This window comes from Bradyrhizobium sp. USDA3516 (genome assembly GCF_057651995.1).
Genome location: NZ_JBYGYN010000001.1, coordinates 290,120 through 304,470, shown reverse-complemented (window position 1 = coordinate 304,470; position 14,351 = coordinate 290,120). Strand labels below are relative to the sequence as shown.

16 protein-coding genes are annotated in these 14,351 nt (G+C 64.8%); 8 read left to right on the top strand and 8 right to left on the bottom strand.

Going from position 1 to position 14,351, the window contains the following annotated elements; all coding sequences use genetic code 11:
- The first annotated feature begins 46 nt into the window (after positions 1-46).
- Positions 47-1,120, top strand: coding sequence for a phosphoribosylformylglycinamidine cyclo-ligase (gene purM / locus AC24YW_RS01655; protein ID WP_487481068.1), 1,074 nt, complete (start codon positions 47-49; stop codon positions 1,118-1,120).
- A 14-nt stretch (positions 1,121-1,134) separates the two neighbouring features.
- On the top strand, positions 1,135-1,788 hold the full coding sequence (purN, locus tag AC24YW_RS01650) for a phosphoribosylglycinamide formyltransferase (RefSeq protein WP_487481067.1): 654 nt from the start codon (positions 1,135-1,137) through the stop codon (positions 1,786-1,788).
- A gap of 299 nt (positions 1,789-2,087) precedes the next feature.
- Here purN and AC24YW_RS01645 read toward each other — a convergent pair whose 3' ends face one another.
- Together AC24YW_RS01645 and AC24YW_RS01640 are read right to left on the bottom strand one after the other, a co-directional pair.
- Positions 2,088-2,294 carry a cold-shock protein gene (locus AC24YW_RS01645; protein WP_027576280.1) on the bottom strand — a complete coding sequence of 69 codons (207 nt, stop codon included), beginning with the start codon at positions 2,292-2,294 and terminating at the stop codon, positions 2,088-2,090.
- A gap of 15 nt (positions 2,295-2,309) precedes the next feature.
- Positions 2,310-2,675: a hypothetical protein gene (locus AC24YW_RS01640; RefSeq protein WP_487481066.1), complete on the bottom strand. Its 366-nt coding sequence runs from the start codon at positions 2,673-2,675 to the stop codon at positions 2,310-2,312.
- On the opposite strand from AC24YW_RS01640, the gene AC24YW_RS01635 reads away from it, so the two are divergent.
- Positions 2,674-3,840 carry an autotransporter outer membrane beta-barrel domain-containing protein gene (locus AC24YW_RS01635; protein ID WP_487481065.1) on the top strand — a complete coding sequence of 389 codons (1,167 nt, stop codon included), beginning with the start codon at positions 2,674-2,676 and terminating at the stop codon, positions 3,838-3,840. The two genes, AC24YW_RS01640 and AC24YW_RS01635, sit on opposite strands and share 2 nt — an antisense overlap.
- 4 nt (positions 3,841-3,844) lie before the next feature.
- Here the strand turns inward: AC24YW_RS01635 and AC24YW_RS01630 are convergent, their stop codons facing one another.
- A complete protein-coding gene (locus AC24YW_RS01630) occupies positions 3,845-4,885 on the bottom strand; it encodes a LysR family transcriptional regulator (RefSeq protein ID WP_487481064.1) in 1,041 nt (346 codons plus the stop codon).
- 71 nt (positions 4,886-4,956) lie between these two features.
- On the opposite strand from AC24YW_RS01630, the gene AC24YW_RS01625 reads away from it, so the two are divergent.
- From AC24YW_RS01625 to AC24YW_RS01605, 5 genes are all read left to right on the top strand, one after another.
- Positions 4,957-5,574 (top strand): hypothetical protein, encoded by a 618-nt coding sequence (locus AC24YW_RS01625; RefSeq protein WP_487481063.1) that lies wholly within the window; start codon positions 4,957-4,959, stop codon positions 5,572-5,574.
- Positions 5,561-6,181 (top strand): GNAT family N-acetyltransferase, encoded by a 621-nt coding sequence (locus AC24YW_RS01620; RefSeq protein WP_487481062.1) that lies wholly within the window; start codon positions 5,561-5,563, stop codon positions 6,179-6,181. Before AC24YW_RS01625 ends, AC24YW_RS01620 begins: the two co-directional genes overlap by 14 nt.
- 25 nt (positions 6,182-6,206) lie before the next feature.
- Positions 6,207-6,770 (top strand): isochorismatase family protein, encoded by a 564-nt coding sequence (locus AC24YW_RS01615; protein ID WP_487481061.1) that lies wholly within the window; start codon positions 6,207-6,209, stop codon positions 6,768-6,770.
- A gap of 30 nt (positions 6,771-6,800) precedes the next feature.
- Complete coding sequence (locus AC24YW_RS01610) at positions 6,801-6,971, top strand: hypothetical protein (RefSeq protein WP_487481060.1); 171 nt, start codon at positions 6,801-6,803, stop codon at positions 6,969-6,971.
- 209 nt (positions 6,972-7,180) lie between these two features.
- Positions 7,181-8,563 carry an aspartate aminotransferase family protein gene (locus AC24YW_RS01605; protein ID WP_487481059.1) on the top strand — a complete coding sequence of 461 codons (1,383 nt, stop codon included), beginning with the start codon at positions 7,181-7,183 and terminating at the stop codon, positions 8,561-8,563.
- Between the two features lie 162 nt (positions 8,564-8,725).
- On the opposite strand, the gene rnd is transcribed toward AC24YW_RS01605, so the two are convergent.
- From rnd to AC24YW_RS01580, 5 genes are all read right to left on the bottom strand, one after another.
- Complete coding sequence (gene rnd / locus AC24YW_RS01600; RefSeq protein ID WP_487481058.1) at positions 8,726-9,874, bottom strand: ribonuclease D; 1,149 nt, start codon at positions 9,872-9,874, stop codon at positions 8,726-8,728.
- Between the two features lie 407 nt (positions 9,875-10,281).
- Entirely contained in the window at positions 10,282-11,613 is a 1,332-nt protein-coding gene (locus tag AC24YW_RS01595) for an ABC transporter substrate-binding protein (protein WP_487481057.1), read from the bottom strand.
- 10 nt (positions 11,614-11,623) lie between these two features.
- Positions 11,624-12,493 carry a carbohydrate ABC transporter permease gene (locus AC24YW_RS01590; RefSeq protein ID WP_487481056.1) on the bottom strand — a complete coding sequence of 290 codons (870 nt, stop codon included), beginning with the start codon at positions 12,491-12,493 and terminating at the stop codon, positions 11,624-11,626.
- Positions 12,490-13,440: a carbohydrate ABC transporter permease gene (locus tag AC24YW_RS01585; RefSeq protein ID WP_487481055.1), complete on the bottom strand. Its 951-nt coding sequence runs from the start codon at positions 13,438-13,440 to the stop codon at positions 12,490-12,492. The genes AC24YW_RS01590 and AC24YW_RS01585 overlap by 4 nt, the downstream gene beginning before the upstream one ends.
- A gap of 1 nt (position 13,441) precedes the next feature.
- Positions 13,442-14,293 (bottom strand): phosphodiesterase, encoded by an 852-nt coding sequence (locus tag AC24YW_RS01580; RefSeq protein ID WP_487481054.1) that lies wholly within the window; start codon positions 14,291-14,293, stop codon positions 13,442-13,444.
- Positions 14,294-14,351: the final 58 nt, after the last annotated feature.

Sequence of the window (14,351 nt, the reverse complement as noted above, 5' to 3'; positions counted from 1 at the left end):
CCCCGGAATTCGACGTAACCAGCCGCAAACCCACTGGAAATCGGGCATGACCGACCGCAAAAACGGCCTCACTTACGCCGATTCAGGCGTCGATATCGACGCGGGCAACCGCCTGGTCGACCTGATCAAGCCGATGGTGCGCGCCACCGCCCGGCCGGGCGCCGATGCCGAGATCGGCGGCTTCGGCGGCCTGTTCGACCTCAAGGCGGCCGGCTTCAAGGACCCGGTCCTCGTGGCCGCGACCGACGGCGTCGGCACCAAGGTCAAGATCGCGATCGACACCGGCCTGCATGGCGGCATCGGCATCGACCTCGTCGCCATGAGCGTCAACGACCTCGTGGTCCAGGGCGCCGAGCCGCTGTTTTTCCTGGACTATTTCGCCTGCGGCAAGCTCGACCCCGAGGCCACGGCCGCCATCGTCGCGGGCGTTGCGGAGGGATGCCGCGAATCCGGCTGCGCTTTGATCGGCGGGGAGACCGCCGAGATGCCCGGCCTCTACAAGGACGGCGACTACGATCTCGGCGGGTTTGCCGTCGGCGCGGCCGAGCGCGGTACCTTGTTGCCGCGCAAGGACATCGCCGCGGGCGACGCCGTGATCGGTCTCGCTTCGTCCGGCGTGCATTCCAACGGCTTCTCGCTGGTCCGCAAGATCGTCGAGCAGGCGGGACTCAGCTTCGATGCGCAGGCACCGTTTGCGCCGGTCATGACGCTCGGCGGCGCGCTGCTGACGCCGACCAGGCTGTACGTCAAATCCTGCCTGCGCGCGATCCGCGAGACCGGCGCGGTGAAGGGGCTTGCCCACATCACCGGCGGCGGCTTCACCGACAACATCCCGCGCGTGCTGCCGAAGCATCTCGGCGTCGGCATCGACCTGGCACGCCTGCCGGTGCTGCCGGTGTTCAAATGGCTGGCGGCCCAAGCCGGCATCGCCGAGCTTGAGATGCTGCGCACCTTCAATTGCGGCATCGGCATGATTGCGATCGTCGAGCCCGACAAGGTCGACAAGGTGATCGAGGTCTTCACCGACGCCGGCGAGACCGTGGCGCAACTGGGCACCGTGATCCCGGCCGAGGGCGAGCACCGCGTCGTCTATAACGGCCATCTCGACATGGCAGTATAATGACTGGCGCTGTGATGAAGCGCCGCGTCGCCATCCTGATCTCCGGACGCGGCTCCAACATGGCCGCGCTGATCAGGGCCGCCGCTGCCGCGGATTTCCCGGCGGAGATATCGCTCGTCATCTCGAACAAGGCGGATGCGCCCGGCCTCGAACGCGCCCGGGCGAACGGCGTGACCACCGAGGTGATCGAAAGCAAGCCGTTCGGCAAGGACCGCGCCGGCTTCGAGACGGTGCTGCAGGCCGCGCTCGACAAGCACGGCATCGAGCTGATTTGTCTGGGCGGCTTCATGCGCCTATTCACGGCCGAGTTCACAAAAGCCTGGTACGGACGGATGCTCAACATCCATCCTTCGCTGCTGCCGTCCTTCCCCGGTCTCGACCCGCATGGCCAGGCGCTGCGCGCCGGCGTCAAGCTCTCCGGCGCCACGGTGCATTTCGTGATCCCCGAGACCGATGCCGGCCCGATCGTGATGCAGGGCGCGGTTCCCGTCAGCGACCACGACACCGCGGAGACGCTGTCGGAGCGCATCCTCGAGGTCGAGCACCGCATCTATCCCGAGGCGCTGCGACTGCTCGCGACCGGCAAGGTCCGCATCGAGGGCGATGTCTGCAAGACGGCAGGAAGTGCGGCGTCGGAGAATTTTCTGGTAGCGCCGGTGGTGAGTTAGACAGCTCGGGACTCAGGAGCCGTAGAGCATTCGATCAACCAGTCTGCCGACTTGCCGGGGGTGGTCGAACACACCCGCGAACGCCTCGTCGGGAAGGTCCGAGCCGAAAACATCGAACGCCGTGACTGCCTTCTCGTCGCACGACGAACCAGGGCGTTGGAGTTCGTCGGCCGTCGTCTCTGGTCGATTGATGGTGATATTCGTTGCTCCAGCTAAACGCTGTTTTCCCGCAGTTCCAAACAAAATCCCCCGGCAGAGCCGGGGGCAACGTCATGATCGCTCGCATGCCGCGAGAGACATCAGGAAACCTTGAGGTTCTCCGCGGACGACTTGCCGCGGTTCTCCACGAGGTCGAATTCAACCACCTGGTTCTCGTTGAGGGTGGAAAGTCCGGCACGCTCGACGGCGGAGATGTGGACGAACACGTCCTTGTCGCTGCCGTTCGGCTTGATGAACCCATAGCCCTTGGTCGGGTTGAACCATTTGACGGTGCCCTTTTGCGGCATCGCTCGTCTCCTCCACTAGATATAAAAACGACGCGGCCGCTTTTTCGCGTGCCACGCCACAAACGGGCTTCCGGAAGTCTGTTCGAGTCTTGAGGCGCAATGTCGCGAAACGCACAGCAAGCGGCCAATTCCGATTGTGAACGTTATTGCAACATGAAATTCGCCGGCTAGCAAGCCGCGCGCGGATTTCAAGAGCAAGCCAGGTGCCTTCAAGCGCAATTTGCCATCTGTGGCAGCAGAACCACAATCGGTGCAATAGCCTCGGCCGTCATGCGCCAACCGGTTGACCCCTCGTGGCAGTTCGGCCCAAATCGCCGCAAGCGCCGCAGACATTGTTGCATTTTTGCGCGCCGCCACTTCGCTTTCGGGATTCATCGTCATGCGCCGCGCCGCGCAGCTCTCCGGGACACGGCAGACGATCGGGCTGGACCGCGTCCGCCGGATCGTGGCTGCGTTTGCTATGGCGTTTGCGCTGGTCGTGTCGATGGCGGCTGTGACGCCCGTCCTCGCGCAAAGCACGCCGACGCCCACGCCGACCCCGACGCCGACACCCACGCCGTCACCGACCCCGGTTCCGTCGCCGACCTCGACCAATCAAACTCAGTCGGCCGGCAACAGCATGCTCAGTTTCGGCTCGGGCTTCCTGGAGCGGCTCGGAAATCAGGCCTCGGGCGGCGTCAACCGGGCGTTCCGCACCAATCCGGGCGGCGGCGGCGCCTCGGCGGCTGCGGAAGATCCGCGCTACCGCACCTGGTTCGAGGGCTACGGCCTCTCGGTCCGCACCGATGCGCAAGGCGACTTCGTCGGCGACAAGCGCAAGACCTTCGGCGGCGTCGCCGGCTTCGGCGCGCGGCTCGCACCCGGCGTCAACATCGGATTCTCCGTCGACCACAGCCACACCGACATCGACGTGCCGCTGGCGCTGCAATCGGCGACCCTCGACCTGACCCAGCTCGGCTTCAGCGGCTCGGTCGACAAGGGCCCGTGGACCTGGGCGTTTGCGGTGGTGCACGGCTTCGGCAAGGTCCATTCCAGCCGCGATACCGGCTTTGGCCTTGCGACCGCGGGCTATCGCGCCGCCGTGGACGGCGCGCTGACCGAAATCAGCTATTACTGGACCAAGGACGAGATGCGCATCGTGCCCAAGGGCGCGCTGGAATATGTGCGCGCCACCAGCGCTGCGTTCCAGGAGACCGGCGGGCTCGATCCGCTCAACGTCGGCGCGTCGGCGCTCTCGCGGGCGCGCATCATGATCGGGGCCGAGATCGGCCGCTACTTCATCATCGAGCAGAAGATCCTGGACCTCTCGGCCTACGGCAAGTTCGTCGACAATTTCCACCAGGACCTCGGAACCATCCAGGTCAGCCTGGGCGCCCAGAACATCATCGTTCCCGGCATCGGCGAGAGCCGTTACGGCGCGGACGCCGGCGCCTCGGCTTCGCTCAGCCTGACTAATGTGGCGCGGCTCTACGTCAATTACGACGGCAAGTTCCGCAAAGAGCTCACTTCGCACCAGGGCACGCTCGGCTTCGAATACAAATGGTGAGCGTTCAGGTCGGCGCCGTCGCCACGTATCCCGCGAGGCCAAAGCCTTCGCGCGCCGCCGTCATCATCGGCACCAGCGCGTTCGGATGGATGAACTCGTCGCGGAAGCAGGGATAGGTCCTGGCATCGAAGATCTTCTTCAGCCAGTCGACCACGATCTTGTGCCGCTCGGAGCTGCGGAACTCCTTGTGATAGGTGAGCCAGAGATCGGCGTGGTGGCTGACGCCGAGATCGACCGCAACGAGCGGCGCACCGAGCGCGATCGACACCGTCGGCAGGAAGCCGATGCCGGCGCCGCGCTCGACCGCGTACAATACGCCCACCGACGAATTGGTCTTGATCCCGACGATGCCCTCGAGCGACTTCAGCCCGAGCACGCGGGCATAGGCGCCGTCGTCGACCTGCGGCGCGCTCTGCTTGACTATGCGGTGGTTGTTCAATTCGGCGAGCGTTGCCGGCACGCCGTAGAGGCTTTCATACTCCTTGGAGACGAAGGGATAGATGTGGAGGCGGCCGAGCTTGGCGACGATCAGATCGGGATTGGTTGGCGGCTCGAGCTGGATCGCGATATCGGATTCGAGCCGCGCGACGTCGGCCTGCTCCATCGCGCAGCGCAGATCGACCGTGATCTTGCGGTAGGTCTTCTGGAAGTCGATCAGCCGCGGCAGGATCCAGAAATTGCCGGGGCCTTCCGTCACCGCGACGCGAACGATGCCCGAGGTGTCGTTCGAGGACCGCGCGGCGCGGCGGAAGACGTTGAAGGCATGACGCTCCATATGCGTGACGTCGGCGATCATCGCGGCGCCTTCATCGCTGAGCGTCAGCCCGCTCTGGTCGCGCAGGAACAGCTTGCACCCGATGCTCTCCTCGAGCCGGTCGATGCGGCGCATCAGCGTGGTGGAGGTGAGGCCGAGCTCTTCGGCGGCATTGCGAAAACTTTTATACTTTGCGCAGGCCAAAAACAGCTTCAAGTCGTCCCAGGACGCATCCAGGGCTTCGTCACGGTGCTGCATCATAGCAGCACCCCGGTGCAATAACTGCTGCATACTCCTAATCCCCAACCGCTAAGCTCATGGCCATAGCGGGGCACGAAAGCCTCGAACGATAGAGGCGTGATATGAGTATGGAAAGGGGCTCGTTTGCCGCAAGACACGATTTCGATGCCTTGCCGCTGAGCCCGGACGTCGACGTCCGCTGTGCGCAATTTTCCGAAATTGCAGCGCTTTCGGAGATGGCGCAACGGCTGGTGCCGGGCGTGGAGATCGGCGCGGCGGAGCTTGCCAGATACTTCACTCTCGATCCCCAGAGCATCCTGACCTTCAGCCGGAAAGGCAAGCTCGTCGGCGGCATGGCCTTCCTGTTTCTCAATGACCGCGGACACGATGCGCTGCTGCTCGACGAGATCTGCCTCACCGCGCCCGAGACGCGTTATCTCGCATCGGCGAACGAAGACGTTGCAGCCATCTACATCTGGGCGATCGCAGCGACCGGCCGCGGTATCGCCGGTCTCGGCAAGGCTGCGGCTCATCTGCGGCAGATAAGGTTTCGCGGCGCGGATTGCTATGCGCAGCCGTCAACGGTGGCCGGACGCGACATCATGAAAGCGACAGGCTTTGCGCCCGTCCCGAGCTTCCAACCCGACCTTTGGTGCTACGAGCGGCCCTGGCACCGGCGGCCGATGCGCATGCCCGCGGCGATCATCCAATCAAGGAGCTTTGCAGATGCACGGTACTAGGATTCCAGTCGCCAAGCCCTGTTCCCGCGCCATCACCATCCGCCTCGCGCGCGACCCAGGCGATCTCATGCTGGTGACCGCGATCCGCTCGGCGGTCTATCTCGCCGAGCAGGATTGTCCGTTCGAGGAGGAGTTCGACGGCAACGACATGGTCGCGGCGCACTTCATCGGCTTTGTCGGCAACGAGCCTGCGGGCTGCCTGCGAGTGCGCTTCTTCGGCGATTTCGCCAAAGTGGAGCGGCTTGCGGTGCGTCACCAATATCGGCGCTCGCGCGTCTCGTTCAAGCTGGTGCAGGCCAGTGTCGATTATGTGAAGCGCAAGGGCTTTCGCAAGATCTATGGCCAGGCGCAGGACCGGCTGGTCGATTTCTGGGCCCATTTCGGCGCCAAGCCGCTCGGTCACAACCGCAAGATCACCTTCTCGGATTTCTCCTACACGGAGATGCTGCTGGAGATCGAGCCGGGCCCGGATGCCATCACGCTGGACAGCGATCCCTATGTGATCATTCGTCCCGAGGGCGATTGGGACCGGCCTGGCGTGCTCGATGCCTCGGCCGGGCGCGCGGTGACCTCGCCGCTGCGGGACCTCGCGATCGCCGACCGCTGAAACAGGTGCAGCTGCGCGCAACTCGATGCTGGTTTCAATGCAGGATGATCCGCCGATCCTGGTCTGTGCGGATCTTCAGGTCGAGTACCTGACCCCCGGCCGCCGTCACGTTATCCGCGACGGCGATGCGACGACGGCGCGCTGCCTGGAACTCCTGACGCTGTGGCGCAGCAATCTATGGCCGGTGATGCATCTGAAGCGCATCGCGCAGGCGGCCTGGTTCAATCCGTCATCCAGGCTGACCGATTGGATCGCGGAGACCAGGCCACAACCGGGCGAGATGACGTTCGAGCACCCGCTGCCGTCCGCCTACAGCTCGTCGCGGTTTGTCGGCCACATGTCCGCTATCCGCACCACACGCTGCATCCTGATCGGCTTTTCCCTGGACGAGACCATCCTGGCCACTGCCGTCGAGGGGTTTCACCGCAGTCATCGCTACCATGTGATCACCGACGCCGTGGCTTGCCGGCAGCCGGGCTCGGACGATGCCGCGGCCTACCGGCACGCGGTAGTGGATGTCATTGCGAATTTTGCTACAATCCAGTCCAGCGCCGAACTGATCAGAACCAGCGGCGCCGTTGCGGTGTAGGTGGCCGCGACCGGTCGATGGGGTTGAGAATTGTCGCGGGGAAACGAGCTCAAGGAGCTGGCGAGCGATCTGTCGCATGCCGCCGAGAAGGCGCGCAGGCTTGGGCTGCCCACGACGGTCTACTTGCTCTCGATGGCGCTGATGGAGGTGAGCGAATCCGTTGCCGCCACCGATGAGGGGGACGACGACGGCGCGGCGTGAGGCTGCCCAACCGGGTTCTGCCATCGGCGGTGCTGTCATGTGCGGCTTTGTGCAACGCTGCTGAGCGCTTGCCGCCGACGAATTGGCGTTGCAAGTTTTGCGTTGTCGCAATAGCCAAGTAGTCGAGCCAATACCTGAGACCAGTACTTGCCATCGAGTGATGACGCCGGCTGAGCCGGCGGCGTGACGCTTTCAAGGATCCATCGCAAATGTCCATGCTGCCCAATTCGCAAGAGGCCCGGGATGTGGCCTATCAGCTCCATCCCTACACCAATGCGCGCACGCATCAGCAGGCCGGTCCACTGGTGATCGAGCGCGGCGAGGGGCCTTACGTCTTCGACGCGTCGGGCAAGCGCTATTTCGAAGCGATGGCGGGCCTGTGGAGCGTCGGGCTCGGCTTCAACGAGAAGCGGCTGGTCGAGGCGGCGTACAAGCAGATGCAGGCGCTGCCGTTCTACCATACGTTCTCGGCCAAATCGCACGGCCCCTCGATCGACCTCGCCGAGAAGTTGGTCGCGCTCGCGCCTGTTACCATGAGCAAGGTGTTCTTCACCAATTCCGGCTCGGAAGCGAACGACACCGTGTTGAAGCTGATCGCCTACCGCTCCAACGCGCTCGGCCAGCCCCAGCGCAAGAAGGTGATCAGCCGCATGCGCGCCTATCACGGCGTCACCATCGCATCCGCCAGCCTCACGGGCCTGCCGAACAACCACCGCTCGTTCGACCTGCCGCTGCCGAACATCCTGCATACGGGCTCGCCGCACTTCTACAAGGACGGTGCCCCCGGCGAGAGCGAGGAAGCCTTCGCCACGCGCCGGGCCGAGGAGCTCGACGCGTTGATCCAGAAGGAGGGGCCGGATACGATCGCGGCCTTCTTCGGCGAGCCGGTGATGGGGGCGGGCGGTGTCGTCGTGCCGCCAACGACCTACTGGGACAAGATCCAGAAGGTCCTGAAGACGTACAACATCCTCCTGGTCGCCGATGAGGTGATCTGCGGCTTCGGCCGCACCGGCAAGATGTTCGGCTGCGAGACCTACGGCATCAAGCCCGATGCGATCGTCGTCTCCAAGCAGATCACATCGAGCTATTTCCCGCTCTCGGCGATCATCCTGAACGACCGCATGTTCGAGCCGATCGCCGACGAGAGCAACAAGATCGGCGTGCTCGGCCACGGCTTCACCGCGGGCGGCCATCCGGTCGGCTCGGCGATTGCGCTGGAGAACCTCAAGATCATCGAGGAGCGCGGCCTCGTCGCGCACGCGGCCGAGCTCGGGGGCTACATGCAGGGCCGCTTGCGCGAGCTCGCGAGCCACCCGCTGGTCGGCGAGGTCCGCGGCGTCGGCATGATCGCAGCGCTCGAGCTCGTGCTCGACAAGGGCCGCAAGGCCGCCGCGGCAACGCCGGGCGCCGTCGGCGGCATCGCCAGCCGCATGCTCCAGGAGCGCGGCGTGATCTCGCGCAACATGCTCGATGCCATCGCCATTTGCCCGCCGCTGATCACGACCAAGACCCAGATCGACGAGCTGGTGGACGCGATCTCCGGCGTCCTGAACGACATGAAGGGCGAAGTGGCGAAGCTGACGCCGGCGTAGGGGCCTTGCTTTCTCGTCGTCGTTGCGAGCCACCGGGTCCGCGCGAAGCACGGCCCGATGACAGGCTCCGCGAAGCAATCCAGAATCCCTCCTGGGAAGCAGTCTGGATTGCTTCGTCGCAAGAGCGTCTCGCAATGACGGTGGAAAGAGCGGAACGGCCGCCTACGCCCGCTGCACCCCGATCACGCGGCCCTTCTCGATCGCCAGCGCCAGCTCGCCGCGCTTGAGCTTCAAGGCGGCGTCGCCGAACAGCTCGCGTCGCCAGCCGCGCAGGGCGGGCACGTCGGCCTCGTCGTCCGCCGCGATCTCCTCTAAGTCGTCGACGGTCGCGATCACCTTGCTCGCAACCGCGTGGCGCTCGGCGGTCATCCGCAACAGCACCTTCAGCAGCTCGACGATGGCAGCGCCGTTGGAATTGTTGCGCGGCTTCTCCAGCTTGGGCAGCTTCGAGAAGTCCCGCGCCAGTCCGCGCTCGACCGCGGCGATGATGTCCGCGCCCCATTTGGATTTCTCGAACCCCTTCGGCACCGAGCGCAGATGGGCGAGCTTCTCCAGCGTGGTCGGCGCGTGGGTCGCGATGTCGGTGACGGCTTCGTCGCGCAGCACCCGGCCGCGCGGCACGTCGCGGCTCTGCGCCTCCTGCTCGCGCCAGGCTGCAACCTCCATCAGCACCGCGAGGTCCTTGGGCTTGCGGACCCGCGTCTTCAGCCGCTCCCAGGCGCGCTCGGGATGGAAGTCGTAGGTGCGGGGCGAGGTCAGCACCTCCATCTCGATGGAGACCCATTCGCTGCGGCGGCGCTTCTTCAGGTCGGCGTCGAGCGCGGCGAACACGTCGCGCAGATGGGTGACGTCGGAGACCGCGTAATGCATCTGCTCCTTGGTCAGCGGCCGGCGCGACCAGTCGGTGAAGCGGTGGGTCTTGTCCGGGCGGTGGCCGGTGACCTTCTCGACCAGCGCGTCATAGGCGATGCTGTCGCCGTAGCCGAGCACCATCGCAGCCACCTGGGTGTCGAACACCGGGTGCGGGATGATGCCCGCCTGGTGCCAGATGATCTCGATGTCCTGGCGGGCGGCGTGAAACACCTTCAGCACGCCCTCGTTGCCCATCAGCTCGAAGAACGGCTTGAGGTCGATCCCTTCGGCGAGGGTGTCGACGACCACGGCTTCCTCGGCGCTGGCCATCTGCACCACGCACAGCAGCGGGTAATAGGTGGTCTCACGGAGGAACTCGGTATCGACGGTTATGACGGGGTGCTTGGCCAGCCGGCTGCAGGCAGCCGCGAGGTCAGCGGTGGTGGTAATCAAATCCATGAACGGCCCATGACAAGTACATCAGCCGTTCTGCCGAAAGTGCTGTGATGTCAAGGGGCTCTAAGCGAATTCGAGCCTTGCATCGGGCCGGAATCGTCGCTTTCCGACCAAATTCCTATTCGTAGCGGACCCGCTGCGAGGATTTTCGCGCGCAGGGCAGCGCCACCACGAGGACGCACATGGCGACCAGCGCCAGCCCCAGGAACTCGATAACCAACAGATCCACGGCGAAACCTCCAGAAACATTGATAGATTTGTCGGGGGTGCGTTGAGGGTCTGTTAATTGCGATGGTTACCGGCGGTAGGCGCGGCCGGATGGTGGACGAGGGGTTAATGGGCGCCCCAAACGATTTCGGCGCCCCGCTTGGCGGAGCGCCGAATGATGTGCGTGTGATGGACAGCCGATTTTACGGCAGCTTCAGCGAGGTCTCCGCATTGTACGGCTTCAGCGTCTCGTCGGCGGCCTTCTGGGCGGCGGCGAGGGCTTCCTTCGGCTGCTTCTTGCCGTTGAGGACCAACATCACCTCGTCCTCGAGGTTCTTGCGGACCGGGACGGTCTTGTAGGTCGCAAACCAGGGCTTTGCGACGTCGAGCTGCTCGACGGCGGTCTTGGCGTCCGGGTTCTTGCCCAGGAATTCGACCATCTCAGGCGTCTTGTAGGCGGCCATGTTCGGCGCGAAATAGCCGGTGGCGCGGCTCCACCAGCCGCTCTTCTCCGGCGAGGTCATCCACTTGATCAGCGTCCAGGCGGCCTTCTGCTTGTCGGCCTCGAGGCCGGCCGGCATGATCAGCGAGGCGCCACCGATCGGCACCGCGTTGCGGACGTTGCGCGGGATGAAGGCGACCTTGTAGTTGAACTTGGCATTGTCGCGCACATAGGTCAGCGAGCCCGTCGAAAGCATCATCATCGCGGCGTTGCCGGAGATGAAGGACGTGCTGACGGCGGGGCCAGGCGTGGCGCCGGGCGTGTGGACCTTGTGCTTGTAGATGAGGTCGTTCCACCAGGAGAGCGCACCCAGCATCGAGGGCGTGTCGTAATAGACCTCGCCGCCGAAGTCCTCGTTGTAGTAGCGGCCGCCATTGCTCATCGTGAGCGTTTCCATCATCCAGCCGCAATAATCGTAGGCGCAGGGGATCGCGATGCCCCATTGGGTCACCTTGTCGCCCTCGCGCTTGGTCAGCTTCTTGGCCCAGTCGGTGAGCTCGGCCCAGGTCTGCGGTGGCTTGCTCGGGTCGAGGCCGGCTTCCTTGGCCTTGTCGGCGTTGATGTAGAGCAGCGGCGTCGAATTGTGGAACGGCACGCCGTAGACCGAGCGGTTGATCACCGCATTGCCGTGCAGCGCCGGGAAGAACTGGCCGAGGAACTGCTCCTTGGTGGTGCCGTCGGCCTTGATCAGCGCATCGAGATTGGTGAGCTCGTTCTCGATCTGCATGTCGAGTAGGAAGTTCGCCGACATGATCACGGCGGCCGGCGGCTTGCCGGCCTTGATCGCGGCGCGGGTCTTGATCAGCGTGTCGTCATAGGAGCCGGTGTAGACGGCAGTCGCCTTGATCGCCGGATGAGTCTCGTTGAACTCCCTGATCAGGGTGCCCATGTCGCGGGCAAGCTTGCCGTCGACGGGGACGGGGAAGAACAGGTCGACCTCGGTCGGACCTTCGGCCTTGGCCGGGACGGCGAGGGCGCCTGCCATGGTGCCTATCATGGCAAGGCCGAGCATGAGCCTGCGGGAAAACAGCATCGGAAATCTCCTATTTGATGCCTGAGGTGACGAAAGAGCTGATGAAGCGCTTCTGGAAGATCAGGAAGGCGACGAGCAGCGGCGCGATCACCATGAGCGTACCCGCGGCGATCGTGCCCCAGGCCTGCGTGCCTTCGGCGGTCTTGGTGAAGACGGAGAGGCCGATCGTGAGCGGGCGCTTGTCCGGCGAATTGATCACCATCAGCGGCCACAGGAAGTCGTTCCAGTGGCTGGTCACGGAGATGATGGCGAAGGCCGAGAAGCTCGGCATCGACAGCGGCACGTAGATGTGGCGGATGCGCTGAAAGAGGCCCGCGCCGTCGATCAGCGCGGCGTCTTCCAGCTCGGTCGGAATGGCCTCGAACGCCTGGCGCATCAGGAAGGTGCCGAAGGCCGAGGCGAAGAACGGCATCATCACTCCGGTGAGCGTGTCGTAGAGACCGAGCTGCACCACCAGCGACAGGTTCGGCACGATCAGCAGCACCGGCACCAGCATCAGCTGCATTAGGAACAGGTAGAAGAGCAGCGTCTTGCCGGCGAAATCCAGGCGCGCGAAGGCAAAGCCGGCCAGCGTGATCGTGACGAACTGCACCAGGAGGATGCCGGTGCAGATGATCGTGGTGTTGAGCGTGTAGCGCGGGAAGTCGCCGATCTCCCAGGCATCCCTGACGTTGTCGAGCGTCGGCTTCAGGCTCGGCACCAGTTCGGCCATCAGGTTGATGCCGTCGGAGGCCGGGCGCAGCGTCGCCACGACCATCCACAGGAAGGGGATGAGCCAGACCATCGCGAGCAGCACGGTCAGCGCGAAGCCGAGCTTGGGCGTGATCTCGCTGCGGGTGGCGAGCGGGGCGTCCTTCCACAGCCTGTCGATCAGCTTCATGGCCCGCCCTCGCGGCTCGCCATGGTGCGGAAGGACAGCGCGGTGAGGGCCATCAGCGCGGCCAGCGTGAGCAGCGTCGCGGCCGAGGCCTTGCCGATGTCGTAATGCTCGACCGCCTGCTGGTAGATGTAGAACAGCACGAGGTTGGTCGCGTTGGATGGCCCGCCCTGGGTCATGACGAAGACGTGGTCGACCTGCGTCACCGCGTTCAGCGTGGCGATGACGGTGACGAACAGGAAGGTGGGCTTGAGCTCCGGCAGGATGATGTGGCGCAGGCGCCGATACGGTCCGGCGCCGTCGAGATGGGCCGCCTCCATCACGTCCTCGGGCACGGCCTGGAGGCCGGCGAGGAAGAACAGCATGTAATAGCCGGCGTTCTTCCAGACGGTGATGACCATGATCGCATAGAGCGCGATGTCGGGATCGCCGAGCCAGTTCGGCAGCACCGGCAGCAGGCGGCCGATGTAATAGTCGAGCAGGCCGACATTCGGCAGGAAGATGAACAGGAACAGCGCCGAGGCCGCGACCATCGGGATCAGCACCGGCAGGAACAGCGCGGCGCGCAGCGCACTGTTCACGGCATGGGTGCGCGACAGCGCCAGCGCGAACAACAGCGCCAGCGCGATGCTCGGCACCGCCGTGCCGAAGGCATAGATCAAATTGTTGACGACGGCCCCGGTGAAGGCGGGGTCGGCCAGCACCGCGCTGATGTTCTCAATGCCGACGAAGCGGACCGGTGCCTTCGGTGTGGCGCGCTGATAGAGCGCATCGATCAGCACGCGGCCCATCGCGCCATAGGTGAACAGCGCTAGGAAGACCAGCGAGGGCAGGAGCAGCAGATAGGCCGGCAGCGAAGCCTTGAAGCGGCTCGTGAAGCGCTTCGGAAGGTGCAGACGCGGTGCCGCCGACGTCGCGACCGGGAGAGCCGCGGGTTCAGCGAGGCTCATCTCATCGCGCCGGGAAATTGAGTGCGTAGTCGCGGCCGTCCACTCCTGCCGGTGGCTCGAAGGGAAAGCGCAGACTCTGGTCGAGGAAGTCATGGCTGTGCACGACGATGTTGTCATCGTCGATCAGCACGACGCCATAGGCCGGCGGCTCGTGGCTGGCGAGATGCTCGCTGGCCGCAACGTCGAGCTCGAACCAGACCTGGTGGTTGGTGCCGCGCAGCGTCGAGAACGGGATCTTGCCGTAGCTGCCGAAGATCGGCCGGTGCACATGGCCGAAGAAGAGGTGGCGGATGCGCGCGCGATAGGGCGCGATGACGTCCGCGAATTCGGCGCTCTGCTTCAACGCGATCTCGTCCATGGCGTGGACGCCGACCGGGAAGGGCGGATGGTGCATGAACACGACGAACTCTTGGTCGGCGGGCGCGCCTGCGAGCGTGTTCGCCAGCCAGCCGAGCCGCCTTGCGCACATCTCGCCGGCATGGCTGGTCTCGTCCAGCGTGTCGAGGAAGACGAACAGGCCGTGCTCGGTGGTGCGCGTGCCCTGCACGAAGCCGTTGGCATCGCGCGGGGCGGCCTTCAGCGCATCGAGGCAGGCGACGCGCTTGTCGTGATTGCCGACCATGGCGATGTAGGGAATCGTCAGCGCAGCCATCGCCTCGGCGAAGTTGGCGTAGGATTCAGGCTCGCCCCAATGGGTGAGGTCGCCGGTCACCACAGCAAACGCAGCGTCGGACTGGTGCGCGTTGATATCGGCGATCGCCGCATCCAGCCGGGCGCGCGGATCGAGCCCGTAGAGCTTCAAGCCGGGGTTCGCCAGATGCGTGTCGGTGAGGTGGATGAACTTGAAGGGCATGGCGCGCCTAGATCGGGACGGTTGGAGGATCGGCGCCTCCGGCAAGACGGCGCTGTCA